The sequence below is a fragment of the Nocardia sp. CA-129566 genome, from assembly GCF_050956075.1.
Taxonomy (GTDB): domain Bacteria; phylum Actinomycetota; class Actinomycetes; order Mycobacteriales; family Mycobacteriaceae; genus Nocardia.
Map to the genome: position 1 here is coordinate 5,760,525 of NZ_CP192085.1, position 16,438 is coordinate 5,776,962.

Genomic DNA, 16,438 nt, shown 5'->3' on the forward strand with positions numbered 1-16,438 from the left:
GGGGGCTCAACCCCCCACCGAATTGTTTGCCACTTGAATGCTACCCCTCGGAATGGTCGCAGAATCGTCCGGAAACCGCTACCACCCAATCGATTTGGGGGGCGATACGCAAGCGATTCGTTGTAACGTCTCACTTGATCGCAGCGACGTGCTGGGCATGCCGGTAATTCGCCGGACGACCCACGCGGCAGGAGGCAGGGGCCAGGATGCGTTGTCGACTTTGTGAATCCGAGCGTCTTTCGAGCGTGCTCGACCTCGGGGCCACACCGCCGTGCGAGAAGTTTCTCGCGGCGGACGAGCTCGATCTTCCGGAGCCGACGTATCCCCTCCATCTGAGGCTTTGCGATGACTGCCTACTGTTGCAGATCCCAGCATTGATCACACCAGAGGAAACCTTTACCGAATACGCATATTTCGCATCATATTCCGATAGCTGGGTGAGACACGCGGAAATTTTCGTTTCCGATGCCGTCGAAAGGTTGAGCCTGCAACCGGACTCGTTCGTGGTCGAGGTCGCGAGCAATGACGGCTACCTGCTGCGCCACGTCGTCGCCGCGGGCATACCGTGCCTCGGCATCGAGCCCTCGGTGAATGTCGGCGCGGCCGCGCGAAAGATCGGCGTGCCGACCGAAACGGCGTTTCTCGACGAGGAATTCGCCAAGCGGATCCGCGCCCAGCACGGGCCCGCGAATCTGGTGGTCGCCAACAATGTCTACGCGCACGTCCCCGACCTGCGCGGATTCAGCCGCGCACTGCGTGAGCTGATGGCCGATGACGGCTGGCTCTCGATCGAGGTGCACCACGCGCTGAACCTGATGGAACTGGCCCAGTTCGACACCATCTACCACGAACACTTCCAGTACTACACGGTGCTCTCGGCCCAGCGCGCCCTGGCAATGGCCGGATTGGCCGTGGTGGATGTCGAACTGCTTGCCACGCATGGCGGTTCGATCCGCCTGTGGGCCCGTCCCGAGGCGGTCGCGGACGCACCGAGCACCCGGGTGCACGAGGTGCTGCGGCGCGAGCAGGTCGCGGGCCTGCACCGGGTCGAGGGCTACCGGCAGCTGGAGTCCAGCGCGCGGCAGGTGCGTCAGGAGCTGCTGCGCTTCCTGCTCGACGCGCAGGCGCAGGGCAAGCGGGTGGTCGGCTACGGCGCGCCCGGCAAGGGCAACACACTGCTCAACTATTGCGGGATCCGTCCTGACCTGCTGAGCTATACGGTCGACCGAAATCCCTACAAGCACGGGCGATTCACCCCGGGCACCCGGATCCCGATCTACCCGACCGCACGCATCGATCTCGATCGACCCGATGTGGTGCTGGTCCTGCCGTGGAACCTCGAAGCCGAGATCTCCGCACAACTGGGCCATATCGCCGAATGGGGCGGCGAACTGGTCTATCCACTACCAACTCTGCACAGCGCGGTGCTCGGGGAATCGAATAACGCTGATACGAGGGGAAGGCACGCACGATGAAGGTTGTGCTGTTCTGCGGCGGCTATGGGATGCGCATGCGCGACGGCTCCGACATGCTCCCGAAACCCATGCAGCTGGTCGGTCCGCGGCCGCTGCTCTGGCATGTGATGCGCTACTACGCGCACTTCGGCCACAAGGATTTCATCCTGTGCCTCGGCTACGGCGCCGAGCACATCAAAAACTTCTTCCTGACCTACCAGGAGTCGGTCTCCAACGACTTCGTCATCCGTGAGGGCTCGGTGGAGCTGCTGCGCACCGATATCAGCGACTGGTCGATCACCTTTGTCGACACCGGCCTGGACTCGGCCATCGGCGAGCGGCTGCGCCGGGTGCGCCCGTATCTCGAGGGCGAGCAGACCTTCCTGGCCAACTACGCCGACGTGCTCACCGACGCACCGCTGGACGAGATGATCGAGCGCTTCACCGCCTCCGGCGCGGCCGCCTCGATGATGGTGGTGCCGCCGCAGCAGTCCTTCCACTGCGTCGATATCAAGCCCAATGGCGAGGTCAAGGAGATCCGCCCGGTGTCGTCGATGCCGCTGTGGGAGAACGGCGGATACTTCGTGCTCGGCCACGAGGTGCTCGATCTGCTGCCGCCCGGCGGTGATCTGGTGGCCGACGCCTGCGGCAGGCTCGCCGGGCAGGGACGGCTCTACGGCTATCAGCATCTCGGATTCTGGAAGCCCGCCGACACCTTCAAGGAACGCGCCGAACTCGACGCCGCGTATCGGTCCGGCATCAGGCCGTGGATGGTCTGGGAGCAGCAGTTCGCATGATCGCCCTGACCACCGGGCCAGTACACGAGATCGCGGTGCTCGGCGCGCACTGCGACGATATCGCGATCGGAATGGGCGCGACACTGCTCACGCTGGCACACCGGCACCGCGGACTTCGAGTGCGCGCGCTGGTGCTCTCCGGCGCGGGCACGGTGCGCGAGGACGAGGAACGCGCCGCACTGGCCGCCTTCTGTCCGGGCGCCGACCTCGAGGTGACGGTGCTCGACCTGCCCGATGGTCGCGCACCGGCGCACTGGGATCGGATCAAGCAAGCGCTGGCCACCTTTCGCGCCGGCACCGAGCCGGATCTGGTCTTCGCACCGCAGCGCGGTGACGCGCATCAGGATCATCGGCTCCTCGCCGAACTCGTGCCCACCGAATTCCGCGACCACCTGACGCTCGGCTACGAGATCCTCAAATGGGAGACCGATACGCCACACCCGACCGTATTCGTTCCGATATCAACGGAATTCGCCGAGGAAAAGGCGCGGCTGCTACAGAAGCACTACCCTTCACAAGTGGGACGGGACTGGTTCGACGGGCAGTCGTTCACCGGTCTGTCCCGGCTGCGTGGGGTGCAATGCCGGGCTCAGCATGCCGAAGCATTCATTGTCGACAAAGTTGTCGTCGGTTTCGAGCTGTCATGAAAACTGGAGACACGGGCATGCGCGTTCTGCTCACCGGACATCAGGGTTATCTCGGCACGGTCATGGCTCCGGTGCTACGCACCGCGGGGCATGAGGTGGCCGGACTCGATGCGGGATTCTTCGCCGACTGCGTACTCGGTCGACTGCCGGGTGATCCGCCCGGGCTCGCGGTCGACCTCCGCGATGTGACCGTCGAGCAACTCACCGGATTCGACGCGGTGATCCACCTCGCGGCGCTGTCCAATGATCCGCTCGGCGCACTCGATCCCGAAATCACCTATGCCATCAATCATCACGCGTCGGTCCGACTGGCTCGGCTCGCGAAGGACGCCGGGGTGCGGCGGTTTCTGTACGCCTCGACCTGTTCGGTGTACGGCGCGGCGGGTGACGAACTCGTCACCGAGGACGCCCCGCTGCGCCCGATCACGCCCTATGCCGAGAGCAAGGTGCGCGTCGAGGACGATGTCGCGGCACTCGCGGATGACGACTTCACACCGGTATTCCTGCGCAACGCAACGGCATTCGGCTTCTCGCCGCGGCTGCGCGCGGATATCGTGCTCAATAATCTGGTCGGGTACGCGGTGCTCACCGGCGAGGTCAAGGTGCTCTCCGACGGGACACCGTGGCGGCCGCTGGTGCATGCCGCCGATATCGCCGACGCCTTCGTGGCCTGCCTGACCGCGCCGGTGGCCGCGATCAACTGTCGAGCGTTCAATATCGGCACCGAGGTGAACAACCTCACCGTCGCCGATATCGCCAAGGCCGTCGTGGACGCGGTGCCGGGCTCCCGGCTGTCCATCACCGGCGAGAGCGGCGCGGACCCGAGGTCCTACCGCGTCGATTTCTCCGCTGCCCGTTCGGCTCTCGGCTACCACGCGACGTGGACGGTGGCCGCCGGGGCCGAGCAGTTGTATCGCGAATACACCGCCAGGGGACTGACCAGTGACGACTTCTTCCACCGGTACACCCGGTTGCCGCATCTGGAGAAATTGCGACAGACCGGCGTACTCGACGCGTCGATGCGCCGGATCAGCGCCCCTGCTGCCGAACTGCCCGCACCTTCGTGAGCAGCTGCCGCCAGCTGCCCGCGGCCCGGTCGCGGGCGGAGACGACGGTAACCGACAGCGGCCATTCGATGGCCAGATCCGGATCGTCGTAGGCGACGCCGATATCCTCGGCCGGATCGTGCGGGCGATCGATGCGGTAGCAGACGTCGGCGGTGGCGGTCAGCGCCTGGAAGCCGTGCAGGAAGCCCGGCGGCACGTACAGGTGCCGGAACTCGGTGTCGTCGAGCCGAAATGCCTGCTGGCGTCCGAAGGTCGGCGAGCCCGGCCGGATATCGACGAGGACGTCGTGCACCGCGCCGTGCGCGCAGCGCACCAGCTTCGCCTCACCCCGTCCGGACCGCCCGTGCATGCCGCGGATCACCCCGCGCGCCGAACGGGATTGCGAATCCTGTACGAACGCGGCGGCAGTTCCGGGTGCGCCGAGGTGGGCGTCGAATTCGGTGGCGTCGAAGGTGCGGGTGAACAGGCCGCGCTCGTCCCGGAAGGGTTCGGGCACCAGCACCAGGACATCGGCGAGATCGGTCTGTTCGATGCGCACCAGGCCATCGTGACATGAACGACACCGTCATGGGTCGCGGTTGTCGCGGCTGCCGCGGTACCGAACTGGCCCCGGTGCTCGATCTCGGCAAGGTCCCCGCGGCCGACCACTTTCCGCTCGGCGGTACTGCGATCGATGTCGCGGAAACCGCGCATCCGCTGCGCATGGATATGTGCCGTGACTGCGGGCTCGCGCAATTGGCCGAGGACGACACCCGCACCGAGGAGCCGCGCGGTATCGAACCGCAGGCGCTGCGCGATCAGGCCGTCGACGCCGTCGCGCGGGTCGCGCGGGCCGGATTGTTGCGCGGTCGCACCGTGCGCGAATTCGGCAGTCCGCACGGTGGGACCTGGCTGCCTTTACTCGCCGAGCGCGGGTTCGCAGGCGTCGACGGGGTCGCCGATGTGGTGCTGGACTGCTTCGGCATCATGCACGAACCCGATCAGCGAGCCGCCTTCGCGCAACGGGCCGCCGCCACCGCACCGAGCGGTGTGCTGCTGCTCCAGTACCACTCGCTGGCCACCATTGTCGCGGCCGGTCAGTGGAATGCGCTGCGGCACGGGCACTTCGCGTACTACTCGCTGCAGGCGTCGCAGCGGCTGCTCGAGGCGGCGGGGATGAGCGTGGCGACGGCGTGGCGGTTCGATCTGTACGGCGGCACCGTGCTCATCGGCGCGGTGCACGGTGCGGTGGAACCGGATGCAGCTGTGCGCGCCATCCGCGCCGCGGAGTCCGAGCACACCGATCTCGTTGCACTGCAGGGCCTGCAGCAGACGACCGACCGGCACGCTCGGCTATTGCGACGCTGGCTCGACGCGATGGCGGCGCGCCGCAGGCGGGTCTACGCCTATGGCGCGGCCTCTCGTGCGGTCGCGCTGTTCAGCCTCGCCGGGGTGCACCGTGGGCTCATCGCCGCGGTCGCCGATGCCGCACCCGCCAAACAGGGCCGCCGGATGCCCGGCACCGATATACCGATCATCTCCCCCACCGAACTCGTCTCCGCCCAACCGGATTTCGTGCTGCTGACCTTGCGCGATCTGCTCCCGGAGGTCCGTGCCAGATTTCCCGAACTCGACGGCCGCTGGGTCGTCGATGATCCGGCCGGCCCCTCGGAAGGGCGGTGACATATGCCGTGAGTTCGCTGCGCCGCAGTGGGCTTCGTCGTCGGCGCCGCGCGTTTTGCTGTCAAGACATCTGTTATTGGGGAACACAAGGGGAAATACCTGATGAGGGAGAACACACTCCGTAGTCGGAGTCTGCGCGCGATCGTTTTGGCCTCGGTAATGGCCTCGGGGCTGACTTTTACCACTGGCGCCGCATCCGCGGCGATCGACAGCAGCAGTCAGATAGTTGATCGGCAGGATCGCACCGTCGAGGCGATCCAATCCGATACCCGGATCGATTTCGTGCCACCGCTGGACGGCAACCCGCTGACCCGCGAGTGGTTCCACAACGGCGAGGCCGCCTACCACGTCACCGGGCCGAACGCCCAGGACTGGTCCGGCCACATCACCATCGGCTATCAGGTCGGGTACCCGGCCACGCTGAACGGGCGGCTCAGATTCCAGTGGTACACACCGGATCTCGGTGTCGATCTCGGTGGCGCCGACGGCGCGGTGCTCAAGCTCGGCGGGCTGATTCCGCGCGCGGGGGTCGAACTCGAGGTCGGCTTCGGTCCGGGCATCCAGACCATCGAGTGCACGGGCGGCGACGTCTTCGGCGCAGAAGGCTTCATTCGGATGTCGGGCTTCCACGGCACCGTCACCGGTGTCGTCGGGCAGACCACGATTCGCCCGTTCGTACGGGTGGTCAGCGCCAACGGTGATGCGGTCTACACCTACGGCAGACTCTGGACGATCTGATCGAGCGGCGAACAGCGTTGTGGTGCCCGAACTTCGGGTACCACAACGCTTCGATCAGCCGAACTCCTGGCCGATCTCGGCGAACAGGACGCGGGCATCGGCACCGAAGGTGACGGCGGCGGTGTGCAGTGTTTCTATCGCCGCGGCCAGGGGGTCGGGATCGTTCGCGTGCTCAATGGCGCCGAGCGCGAAGAAGGGTCGATGTATGGGCCCGATGTCGAAAGGATTCGACTCCGACCGTGCCTGCGGGCCGATCGTCGCGACGAGCTGGCGCGATCCGTCCTCGGCCGCGCCGAACTCCTCCTCGTGCAGTCGGTCGAATGCGGTCGGCATGTCATCGAACGGCGCGGGTAGCGGCCATCCTTCCCGCAGTGCCACCAATGCCGGTGCAACCCAGGATCTTTCGGCGATCTCGGCCAGTTCGCAGGCCCTGACCGCGCACCGATGAGCCAGCCGCCGCAAGGTCGGCTCGTCCATCGCGGCGATCGCCTCGACCAGCGGGCGATCGAAACCGGCCAGCTCTGGAGCCGAAAAGTACTCGCGCAGTGCCGGTATCGGATCACCACCCCATTGCGCACGCTCGGCCGCCACCCGCTGCGCCGCCAGCTCGCCGACGGTCAGATACCGGGTGCCTTCGGAATCCATGACGGCGATCCACTGCGACTCCGGGTCCTCCTCGGTATCGGTCCGCTCGGGTATCGGCACATTTTCGGGAATGCCGTATCCGGGCATATCCCACTGTTGGTGCGGCAGGAGCTCGCCACCATCATCGGGCCACAACCGAATCCGCCAGACATCGCCGGGCGTGGTCGAACCCGGCCATCCGTAATTCACGAATCCGCGACCACTGACCTCGATCAGATAGTTCCCCGGCGGAACCGGACACGGGTCGGCCCAACCATCGAGCGGGGACGAGATATTCAGTGCACCATCGGAATCCACCCGCAACCGGTCTTCACATACCTGCTGCCACTGCTCGCGATCATCCGGCGGCCTGCCGGTCCACACCTGCACCGCGATGGACATCTCGAAATTGTTCTGATGCGGGCTCAGTACCACCAGCATGGCGCCGTCCCCCGCGCACGGTTGCGCGGCTTGCGCCTGTTCGAGCAGGGTCAGTTCGGAATCCGGATCACCGAAGCCACCGTCCAGGCAGAACTGGCCGTAATCCATCATCAGCTCGACCGTATGCTCGGCAATCCGGCTCACCCCATTGGTCATGCGGCCATCCTGGCATGCGGCGCCCGAGCCGCGAACCGCCTACCCGGCCAACCGTTCCGCCGCGATGGCGAGATCCTTATCGCCACGCCCGGACAGGCCGAGCACAACGATCGAGTCGGCGGGGAGCTCGCCGTGTTCGGCCAGCTCGAGCAGATAGCCGACGGCGTGGGCGGATTCGAGAGCGGGAATGATGCCTTCGGTCCGGGTAAGGACGTGCAGGCCGCGCAGGGCCACGGCATCGGTGGCCGCGCGGTAGGCGACGCGACCGGTGTGCTTGAGGTAGCTGAGTTCGGGGCCGACGCCGGGATAGTCCAGACCCGCCGCGATGCTGTGCGTCGGCGTGACCTGGCCGTCGTCGTCCTGGAGGAGATAGCTGTAGGCGCCGTCCATTTCGCCCGGACTGCCCATACTGAGCGTGGCGGCATGCTGACCCGTTTCGACACCGAGGCCCGCGGCCTCGACACCGATCAAGCGGACCGCCGGATCCTCGACGAAGGGGTGGAACAGGCCGATGGCATTGCTGCCGCCGCCGACACAGGCCACCAGGTAGTCCGGTAGTCGGCCTTCGGATTTCAGGATCTGGTTCCTGGTCTCCTTGCCGATCACCGTTTGCAGATCGCGCACGATCATCGGGTAGGGCGCGGGTCCGGCCGAGGTGCCGAACAGGTAGTGGGTGGTGCCGAGGTTCGAAACCCAGTCGCGCACCGATTCGCTGATCGCTTCCTTGAGCCTGCGACTGCCGGTCTCCACCGGACGTACTTCGGCGCCGAGCAGGGTCATTCGCATGACATTGGAGGCCTGCCGCCGCATATCGTGGGCACCCATATAGATGACGCACGTCAGGTCGAGCATCGCGCACACGGTAGCGACCGCCACACCGTGCTGACCGGCACCGGTCTCGGCGATGATCCGCGTCTTACCCATCCGCTTGGCCAGCAAACCCTGTCCCAGCGCGTTATTGATCTTGTGCGCACCGGTATGCGTCATATCCTCACGCTTCAGATACACCCGCACCCCGGGCACCGCCAGCGCTCGTGCGAAACGCGGTACCTGGTGCAACAGCGTCGGACGACCCACCCGGGTGCGCAGCAATTCGCCGAGCTCAGTGCGGAATCCGGAATCGGCGCGCGCGAGCGCATACGCCTCTTCCAGCTCCAACAACGCGACCATCAGGCCTTCGGGAACATATCTGCCGCCGAATTCACCGAAACGCCCCCGCTCGTCGGGAAGTCGGCCCGATAGCAGGGTGCCATGCGATACATGATCAATAACCATCCACACCAACGCTTCCTGCCGCGAGACCCCGCCTCCCTGTTCTACTTCGTCTCGCCGGATCGCGCGCACCCGCAACGGATTAGTTAATGGTTTCTTTAGGTAATGGATACGTCATACACCGCGCCGCAACGCGAAGTTCGATGTCAGACCAGCAGATCCGGGCGCTTGCGGACGGTGGCCACCGTGCGGACCCGCAGGCGGTGCAGCGCCGCCTTCGCCAGCCGGGCGTCACCGGCCAGCACGTCGCCGCGGTGGACCAGATCCGGGTAGTCGTTGGCGATGCGGTGATGGAAGCGGTACATATCGGTCAGCTTGCTGACCGTGGAGGTCTGGCTGCACAGGTTGAAGGACGAATTGCGCCAAGCGGCCAGGACTTCGGTCATGCCGAAGAAGACGCCGAAGGACGAGACCCGCGCGAACAGGTCGACGTCCATGGGGAACACCAGATCACCGCGCAAGCCGCCGACACGGTCGTAGTGCTCGCGGTAGAACATGGCGGCAGCGGTCGGGCCGAAGTCGGCCGGTCCGCGCCGGACGATGGTGCGCGCCAGGGCCCGTGGGGTTTGTCTGCCGAGCAGCCCGGCCAAGCCGAGCCCGGTCTCCAGCACCGCCCCGTCCTCATCGATCACCTCGAAGCGACTGGAGGAGATGGCGATCGACGCATCCGCCATCACTGCGAGCTGTGTGGTAAGCGCATCCGGTCGCAGCACATCATCGGCGCAGACGACCTTGACCAGTTCGCCGGTGCCGGCGCGGATCGCCTTATCCCAGTTGTCGCCGATATTCAGCACGGTGTCATTGCGCAATAACCGGATTCGTGGATCGTCGAAGGACTTCGCGACCTCCGCGGTGTCATCGGTGCTCGCATTGTCCAGGACGACCAGTTCGAATTCCGCGTCCTGGTCGAGGATCGAACGCAGGGTAGTGGCGAGCGTCCGGCCGGAGTTGTAGGCGGGCACACACACCGACAGCGTCGTCACAGTCATCCCCCTCGTTGCACCGGCCGAACCGGCCCGTTTTCCACCAATCCGAAGACTCGTTCCAGTCCGCTGCGGCCCGCGTCGATCTGGTCGACGGCCCGCTGTTGCAGCGGATCCCGGAGCGCAGGTGCATCGTCCCACAGCTCGTCCAGCGCCATGGTCAGTTCTTGTTCCAGTTTGGGATCATTCAGGTGCACTACCCGCAGACCGGTCCCGAACATCTGCGCCAGCCCGTGGAATTTATCGTCGTAGTACTCCGAGGCCGTGATGCCGACGGCCGGAATGCCCTGCGACAGCGCGAAGACCGCCAGATGATAGGCGCTGGTCACCAGCACCCGGCACTGCCCGACCTGCCGGGCGACATCGGCGGGGGTGCCGCCGCGACCAACCGGTGGCAGCGGCTTGGCCGCGCCCACCAGCAGCGGCAGCGTCGAGAGGCGATCCTCGGAGGCGTATTCGGAGATGATCAGCGGCACCAGTCCGGCATCCAATTCCGTGGCCCGGGTGCGCACCACCTGCCCGACAATCCCCTGTGCCTCCAGGCTGACCTGCGCGTAGTCCGCGACGCGCAGACAAACTCCGATATCGGCGCCGATCCTGGCATCACGGCTGCGATAGGCGAATTCGACCGCGTCATCGCCGGTGACCAGCACCCGGTCCGGTGCGACACCGAATTCGCCGAGCAGTTCCGGGCCGCGCCGCCCCTCGCGCAAGGCCACGACGTCGACCTTCGGCAGTACCTCGGCAGCTCTCTGTACCAAATATGGGTCACGCATGGGTCCCATGCCCTGCCCGATCAGCGCCGTCGGAATGTCGAGCGCGGATGCGTATTCGAGCAGATTCAGGGTGCGATGGGCCTGGTAGCGGTCGACATCGGTCATATAGCCGCCGCCGTTCGCGAGTACCAGCGATGCCTGTTCGACCGCCGCCGGAATCTCCACCGGAAATTCGAGCTCCGGTGCCACCGCGTGCTCCTGCGGTGCCGCGCTCTCGCCGCGACCACGGGTGCGAATCGCCCGCAGTCGGTCCTTGGGGCCGTCGGTGGTCGCCCGCCACCACAGCGCCGCGGGGCCGACCAATTTCGTTCCGGCCGTGCGGTTCAGCAATCCCTGCCAGCCCTCGGAGCCCCAGCTCCACCCGGGCCCGCAGATCGGCTCGGCCTCCGGCACCAAAGCCCGCAATACGCCCGGCTGATGGGTCAGCACGCCGATGCGCGCCCGCGGCCAACGCTCGCGGATGCGCTCGACGGTGACGACCATCATCGCGATATCGCCGCGATTGCGTAGCCAGTACTCGCCGTTCTCGACCAGCACCCGTATCTCTCGCTCGGCGATATCAACGCGCTCAGCCACTGACCCCGTGGTCCCCACTGTCTAGTCCCTCCCGCTGGTCCCCCGCGGGTCGGTCCGTGCCGGGCACGAACTCGATGTGAAATCTACCGCACCCGAGGGATGTCGGCCACCTCGCTAATCCGTTGGGCGCTTGGATATCTGGCCGTTATAGACCGCACGCAGAGATGCCGCGGCGAAGTCGGCGCAATAGTCGATGAGATCGTCGATCGGCACGTCGAGACGACCGCCCTGCTTCTCGACGATCACCCGCTCCAGCATGCCGACCACCGACAGCGCGAAGATATCGATGAGTTCCGCGGGCGGCCGATCATCCGGACGCGCCTGGGCGGCGGTGGCCGCGACCAAACGGGCGAAGCGCCACAGCGCTTCTCGCATCCGAGGCTCGGCCCCGGCCGCGGCCGGTTCGACGAAGACGATGCGCAGCTTGCGTGGATCCTGGGCCAGCGCACGGAGATACGTGCCGATACCGGCGCGCAGCTTGCGGGTGCCGCGGGCCTGCGTGGCCTCGACCGCGGCGGCTACCGCCGCGAACAACTCGTCGATGACCTGGTCGAAGACCGCAGCGAACAGTTCCCTATTTCCCGCGAACGATTCGTAGAAGTACCGGTCGGTCAACCCGGCCGCGCGGCACAGATCCTTGACGCCCGTCGCCACGTACCCGCGGGTGCCGAACAACTCCAATCCCGCTGCGAGGAGTTTGCCGCGCCGCGCCGCGACTCGATCCTCCGCACCCACACCGCCGTAGGTCCGCACCGGGCGTCGCTGCATCGTCATCTTCGCATTGTCTCCCATGCGGAACCGGCGATCTGATAAATATGACGATCAGAATCGTCAGATTTAGGGGATGCGCAGTGACAACTCGAGATCGGGACAACCAAGTCAGCAGGCGCACACTGTTGCGCGGCGCGGCCATGGTGACGAGCACCGCGGGATGGGCGGCATCGGCCGCGAACGCCACGGCACAGTCCGCACCACGCCGCCGAAACGGCCCGGCGCGCAATGCCGTCGCGGTGCTCGGCGCTGGCATCGGCGGTCTGACCGCGGCCCACGAACTGGCCGAGCGCGGATTCGCGGTGACCGTCTTCGATCGCAAGGAACTCGGCGGCAAATCCCGCACGATCCCGCTGCCCGGCACCGGCGTCGGCGGCCGGGCGCCGCTACCGGGCGAACACGGTGCGCGCGGGTTCACCTCGTTCTATCACCACGTGCACGATACGATGCGCCGCATTCCGCTGCCGGGAACCCGGAAGTCGGTGTACGACAACCTGATTCCGTTCTCGGTGAGCGATCCCCGCTATCCGCGCTCGGGGCATCTGCCCGATGGTTTCCCGCTCATGTTCGGGTTCTACTTCGATCCCGCGCAGGCGCTCACGCCGGAGGGATTGCAGCGCATCCTGGTCGAGGTGTTCATGAAGAACAACCTCGTTCCGCTGCCGGAGGCTATATATATGGCCGGACGCGTCGTCACCTATCTGACCTCGAGTGAGGAGCGCCGCTTCGGCCAGTGGGAGCACGTCAGCTGGTGGGACTATGTGGGCGCGGCACAGAGATCCGCGCAGTTCCAAGCGTTGGCCGCCACCGGCCTGACGCGCGCGCTGGTCGCCGCCAAGGAGTACGTGGCCAGCACCAGGACCATGGGCAACATGATGGAGGGCTTCTTCATCGCACTGCTGCAGGAACTGACCGGCGGCCCGAAGGTCTACGAGGTGCTCAACGGCCCGACCAATGAGGCCTGGCTCGATCCGTGGATCGCGCTATTGGAAAGCCTCGGCGTGCGATTCCGGCCCGGACACGCACTCGAGGAATTCGTGGTGACCGACGGTCGCATCGGCGGCGTGCGCATCCGCCGCCCGAATGGTACGACGGAGCTGTTCGACGCGGATTGGTATGTGTGCGCGGTGCCCACCGATCGGGCGCGACGGCTCTGGTCACCGGAGATCCGCGCGTTGGATCCGGGACTCGGCCGTATGGACGCGCTCACTGTCGACTGGATGAACGGCATGCAGATGTTCGTCACCGAAAAGCTGGACCTCGGCAAGGGCTACAACATCTACCTCGACGCACCGTGGCGGCTGACCTCCTATACCCAGCGCGCGTTCTGGAATGTCGACTATGCCGCGAAATACGGCGACGGATCGATCGTCGACGGTCTCACCATCGATATCGCCGACTGGGACACCCCGGGCATCCTGTTCGGCAAGACCGCCAAAGAGTGCACCAAGGCGGAGATCTACCAGGAGACCTGGGCCCAGATGACCGCGGCACTCAACGATGACGGCAGAATTCAGCTGCCGGAGGGAATCGTTCGCGAGTGGATGCTCGATCCCGGCATCACCTGGGCGGATGGCCGGAATACCAATGATGAACCGCTGCTGGTGAATACGATCGGGTCCTGGGCCGATCGGCCGACCGCGCAGACGCGGATTCCGAACCTCTTCCTCGCCGCCGACTACGTTCGGACCGACTTCGATCTGGCCACCATGGAGGGCGCGAACGAGGCGGGCCGGACCGCGGTGAACGCACTGCTGGACGCATCCGGCTCCGGCGCTACCCGCGCCCAGCTATTCACCCGCGATTCGATTCCGGCCTTCGAACCGTTCCGGCAACTGGATGCCGCGCGCTACCGGGCCGGGCAACCGAATCTGTTCGATCTCGGCTAACGACCGCTGCCGGTCGGTCGCAGCCGGCCGACCGGCAGCAACTGGTCATTCGCCCTGATCGCAGATGATCTCTACGCCCGACCGGGAGCACCGATCTCCCCTACACTGTTGCGCGGGAAGCGAGTTCAGGTGGCGGACTCGCCTCATCATCGCCAGAAGTAGGGGGCCGCGATGACGGCAGCAACCGGGGCACTGCGTGTGCATATGACGGGATCCGAATGGTTCTCCGCGGCCCCCGGCGGACTCAATCGGTACTTCACCGAACTGTTCCACGCACTCGCGCGGCAACCGGGAGTCGCGGTATCGGCGGCCGCGTTCGGCGCGGTCGCTGCAGACGATCCGCCAGGCGCGCGATCATGGGGGCGAACCGGCGGTTCGACCATTGCCCGGGCCCGCACCGCATTTATGGAGCGGGCCGAGTTGCACCGCGCGGATGTGCTGGATCGACACTTCGCGCTCTACGGTCCGGCGGCCCGCTCCCGCGGCGGCCGGGTACCGCTGGTCGTGCACTTCCACGGACCATGGGCCGCCGAGAGCAGACTCACCGGACAGCGTGAACTCGGCGCGCGGGCGAAGTACCTGATCGAGCGGATCCGCTACGCGGGCGCGGACCGATTCGTGGTGCTGTCCAGCCATTTTCGCGACGTACTCAGCCTCGACTATCGGGTGCCCGCCGACCGGATCCGGGTCATCCCGCCCGGAGTCGATCTGACGCGTTTCCGCGCCTCGCCGATACCGGCCGGTGCCCACCGGACCGTCCTGTGCGTGCGCAGGCTCGAACGCCGCATGGGCATCGATACCCTCTTGCGCTGCTGGCCGGGCGTGGTCGCCGAACATCCGGATGCCCGCCTGGTCCTGGTCGGAACCGGTGGCGCCGAAGCCGAATTGCGTGCCCAGGCCGCCGGCGCGGGACTCGGCGATTCGGTCGCCTTCGCGGGCAATGTCGATGACCAACAGCTCACCGAGCACTATGAACAGGCCGAATTCACCGTTGTCCCGACCACCGCCCTGGAAGGATTCGGGCTCATCGCCCTGGAATCCCTGGCCGCGGGGCGGGCCCCGATCGTCACCGATTGCGGCGGACTACCGGATTCGGTACGCGGACTGGATCCTTCACTGATCGTGCCCGCTCGCGATGCCGACGCACTCGGCGCGCGAATTGTGGCCGCACTCAACGGCACGCTGCCCACACCCGAGCAATGTCGCTCGCACGCAGAAACTTTCTCGTGGGATGTCACAGCGGAGCGCCATCTCACGATGTATCAGGAATTAAGGCGATGACCCCATCGAGGACGACCAAGGCCCTCTTCCTAGCGCATACCGCGGCGCCCTCCGGTGCCGAACTGGCGACGCTGCGGTTGCTGGCCGCGCTGCGCGCGATGCGGCTCATCGACGTGGCACAGATCTATACGGAGGACGGCCCGATGGTCGAACGCATGCGGGCGCGCGGGATCGAGACCCGCGTGCTGCGTGGCGCTTTCGACAGCCGCGCCATGACCATCGGGTCCGGACCGCTGCGCCTGCTCGCCGGATTCGCGGCACTGCTGCGGCTGGGCTGGGCACTCGGCGCGACCGCCCGCGAACTCGGCGCCGATGTGCTCGTCGCCGAGAGCACCAAGGCGTTGGTCATGGGGTCGGTGGCGGCGCGGCGCGCGGGCATACCGCTGGTATGGCAGGTACACGACCGGATCGCGGTGGACTACTTCGGGCGACTGCCGACCATGGCTATTCAGCTACTCGGCAGACTGATAGCGCGCGGCTATATCGCCAATAGTCGAACCACATTGCACACCTTGTGGATCGGCCGCCGCCCCGCCGTAGTGGCCTACCCGGGTGTGGAATTCGGCGACGACACCGAGCGCGCGCCACAACGCGCACCGACCGAAACGGTGCTCGCCGCCGTCGGCCGGCTGACGCCGTGGAAGGGTCAGGACGTGCTGCTGCGCGCGATCGCGGCGGCGAAAGTGCCACCGCGGCAGGTCTTCGTCATCGGCGGCACCTTCTTCGATGAGGAGCCCTACCGCGCCGAACTCGAACGGATGGCGACCGAACTCGGGCTGCCGGTGACCTTCACCGGACACGTCGAGGATCCCGGCCGCTATCTGCGCGACGCCGATATCCTGGTGCACTCCTCGGTGCTCGCCGAACCGTTCGGACAGGTCGTGGTCGAGGGCATGCACGCGGGCTGCGCGGTCATCGCCTCCGGTCCGGGCGGACCCGCCGAAATCGTCGAATCCGGCGTCAACGGATTGCTCGTCGACGGCGGCGACCAGCACCAGCTCACCACCGCACTCGACACCCTCATCGGCGACCCGGCGCTGCGCACCCGCCTCGCCACGGCGGGCCGCACCCGAGCCGGGGACTTCGACATCGAGAAATCGGCGCGCACCGTCGCCACATTCCTCGACTGCATAACCACCCAACGCGACGCCGCTGTGCTGAATCGGCGGCGCTCGCGGGGCCCTACGTGGTTACGCTCCGCTACCTCCTTCGGGCCCGTCGCTCCCGCCGCTGTGCTGAATCGGCGGCGCTCGCGGGGCCCTACGTGGTTACGCTCCGCTACCTCCTTCGGGCCCGTCGCTCCC

Annotated in this window: 14 protein-coding genes and 1 pseudogene; 9 read left to right on the forward strand and 6 right to left on the reverse strand. The window is 66.4% G+C overall.

Annotated elements, in window-relative coordinates:
- The first annotated feature begins 206 nt into the window (after window positions 1–206).
- Genes ACQP0C_RS24910 through ACQP0C_RS24925 form a run of 4 tightly spaced genes read left to right on the forward strand, consistent with a single transcriptional unit; the run spans window position 207 to window position 3,965 of the window.
- Window positions 207–1,475: a methyltransferase domain-containing protein gene (locus ACQP0C_RS24910; RefSeq protein WP_433723599.1), complete on the forward strand. Its 1,269-nt coding sequence runs from the start codon at window positions 207–209 to the stop codon at window positions 1,473–1,475.
- Window positions 1,472–2,251 carry a glucose-1-phosphate cytidylyltransferase gene (locus ACQP0C_RS24915; RefSeq protein ID WP_433723600.1) on the forward strand — a complete coding sequence of 260 codons (780 nt, stop codon included), beginning with the start codon at window positions 1,472–1,474 and terminating at the stop codon, window positions 2,249–2,251. Before ACQP0C_RS24910 ends, ACQP0C_RS24915 begins: the two co-directional genes overlap by 4 nt.
- Window positions 2,248–2,898: a PIG-L deacetylase family protein gene (locus tag ACQP0C_RS24920; protein WP_433723602.1), complete on the forward strand. Its 651-nt coding sequence runs from the start codon at window positions 2,248–2,250 to the stop codon at window positions 2,896–2,898. Before ACQP0C_RS24915 ends, ACQP0C_RS24920 begins: the two co-directional genes overlap by 4 nt.
- A gap of 17 nt (window positions 2,899–2,915) precedes the next feature.
- On the forward strand, window positions 2,916–3,965 hold the full coding sequence (locus tag ACQP0C_RS24925; protein WP_433734647.1) for an NAD-dependent epimerase/dehydratase family protein: 1,050 nt from the start codon (window positions 2,916–2,918) through the stop codon (window positions 3,963–3,965).
- Here ACQP0C_RS24925 and rfbC read toward each other — a convergent pair.
- Window positions 3,928–4,503, reverse strand: a complete 576-nt coding sequence (gene rfbC / locus ACQP0C_RS24930) for a dTDP-4-dehydrorhamnose 3,5-epimerase (protein ID WP_433723604.1) — start codon at window positions 4,501–4,503, stop codon at window positions 3,928–3,930. The genes ACQP0C_RS24925 and rfbC overlap by 38 nt on opposite strands.
- 14 nt (window positions 4,504–4,517) lie before the next feature.
- Between rfbC and ACQP0C_RS24935 the strand changes: the two genes are divergently transcribed.
- Entirely contained in the window at window positions 4,518–5,627 is a 1,110-nt protein-coding gene (locus ACQP0C_RS24935; RefSeq protein WP_433723606.1) for a class I SAM-dependent methyltransferase, read from the forward strand.
- 102 nt (window positions 5,628–5,729) lie between these two features.
- Window positions 5,730–6,365: an MspA family porin gene (locus ACQP0C_RS24940; RefSeq protein ID WP_433723608.1), complete on the forward strand. Its 636-nt coding sequence runs from the start codon at window positions 5,730–5,732 to the stop codon at window positions 6,363–6,365.
- A 54-nt stretch (window positions 6,366–6,419) separates the two neighbouring features.
- Here the strand turns inward: ACQP0C_RS24940 and ACQP0C_RS24945 are convergent, their stop codons facing one another.
- From ACQP0C_RS24945 to ACQP0C_RS24965, 5 genes are all read right to left on the reverse strand, one after another.
- Window positions 6,420–7,586, reverse strand: coding sequence for a hypothetical protein (locus tag ACQP0C_RS24945; protein WP_433723610.1), 1,167 nt, complete (start codon window positions 7,584–7,586; stop codon window positions 6,420–6,422).
- Window positions 7,587–7,625: 39 nt separating this feature from the next.
- Window positions 7,626–8,861, reverse strand: a complete 1,236-nt coding sequence (gene trpB, locus ACQP0C_RS24950) for a tryptophan synthase subunit beta (RefSeq protein ID WP_433723612.1) — start codon at window positions 8,859–8,861, stop codon at window positions 7,626–7,628.
- A gap of 143 nt (window positions 8,862–9,004) precedes the next feature.
- On the reverse strand, window positions 9,005–9,847 hold the full coding sequence (locus ACQP0C_RS24955; protein WP_433723613.1) for a glycosyltransferase family 2 protein: 843 nt from the start codon (window positions 9,845–9,847) through the stop codon (window positions 9,005–9,007).
- Window positions 9,844–11,193 (reverse strand): polysaccharide pyruvyl transferase family protein, encoded by a 1,350-nt coding sequence (locus ACQP0C_RS24960; RefSeq protein ID WP_433723615.1) that lies wholly within the window; start codon window positions 11,191–11,193, stop codon window positions 9,844–9,846. Before ACQP0C_RS24960 ends, ACQP0C_RS24955 begins: the two co-directional genes overlap by 4 nt.
- Before the next feature lie 114 nt (window positions 11,194–11,307).
- The gene (locus ACQP0C_RS24965) at window positions 11,308–11,967 is read right to left on the reverse strand and encodes a TetR/AcrR family transcriptional regulator (protein ID WP_433723617.1); all 660 of its coding nucleotides are present in this window, start codon (window positions 11,965–11,967) and stop codon (window positions 11,308–11,310) included.
- A 77-nt stretch (window positions 11,968–12,044) separates the two neighbouring features.
- On the opposite strand from ACQP0C_RS24965, the gene ACQP0C_RS24970 reads away from it, so the two are divergent.
- The 3 genes and pseudogenes from ACQP0C_RS24970 to ACQP0C_RS24980 all read left to right on the forward strand — a co-directional run.
- Entirely contained in the window at window positions 12,045–13,853 is a 1,809-nt protein-coding gene (locus ACQP0C_RS24970) for a hydroxysqualene dehydroxylase (protein WP_433723619.1), read from the forward strand.
- Between the two features lie 204 nt (window positions 13,854–14,057).
- Entirely contained in the window at window positions 14,058–15,134 is a 1,077-nt protein-coding gene (locus tag ACQP0C_RS24975; protein ID WP_433734648.1) for a glycosyltransferase family 4 protein, read from the forward strand.
- A pseudogene (locus ACQP0C_RS24980) lies at window positions 15,131–16,309 on the forward strand (glycosyltransferase family 4 protein); the annotation flags it as partial. The gene ACQP0C_RS24975 and the pseudogene ACQP0C_RS24980, both read left to right, overlap by 4 nt.
- Window positions 16,310–16,438: the final 129 nt, after the last annotated feature.

Bases quoted from the DNA above. Each gene is read 5' to 3' on its own strand.
- ACQP0C_RS24935 (WP_433723606.1), top strand. From the start codon at position 4,518: ATGAACGACACCGTCATGGGTCGCGGTTGTCGCGGCTGCCGCGGTACC.
- ACQP0C_RS24975 (WP_433734648.1), top strand. From the start codon at position 14,058: ATGACGGGATCCGAATGGTTCTCCGCGGCCCCCGGCGGACTCAATCGG.
- ACQP0C_RS24910 (WP_433723599.1), top strand. From the start codon at position 207: ATGCGTTGTCGACTTTGTGAATCCGAGCGTCTTTCGAGCGTGCTCGAC.
- ACQP0C_RS24945 (WP_433723610.1), bottom strand. From the start codon at position 7,586: ATGACCAATGGGGTGAGCCGGATTGCCGAGCATACGGTCGAGCTGATG.
- ACQP0C_RS24915 (WP_433723600.1), top strand. From the start codon at position 1,472: ATGAAGGTTGTGCTGTTCTGCGGCGGCTATGGGATGCGCATGCGCGAC.
- ACQP0C_RS24925 (WP_433734647.1), top strand. From the start codon at position 2,916: ATGCGCGTTCTGCTCACCGGACATCAGGGTTATCTCGGCACGGTCATG.
- ACQP0C_RS24940 (WP_433723608.1), top strand. From the start codon at position 5,730: ATGAGGGAGAACACACTCCGTAGTCGGAGTCTGCGCGCGATCGTTTTG.
- trpB (WP_433723612.1), bottom strand. From the start codon at position 8,861: ATGGTTATTGATCATGTATCGCATGGCACCCTGCTATCGGGCCGACTT.
- ACQP0C_RS24965 (WP_433723617.1), bottom strand. From the start codon at position 11,967: ATGACGATGCAGCGACGCCCGGTGCGGACCTACGGCGGTGTGGGTGCG.
- ACQP0C_RS24920 (WP_433723602.1), top strand. From the start codon at position 2,248: ATGATCGCCCTGACCACCGGGCCAGTACACGAGATCGCGGTGCTCGGC.
- ACQP0C_RS24955 (WP_433723613.1), bottom strand. From the start codon at position 9,847: ATGACTGTGACGACGCTGTCGGTGTGTGTGCCCGCCTACAACTCCGGC.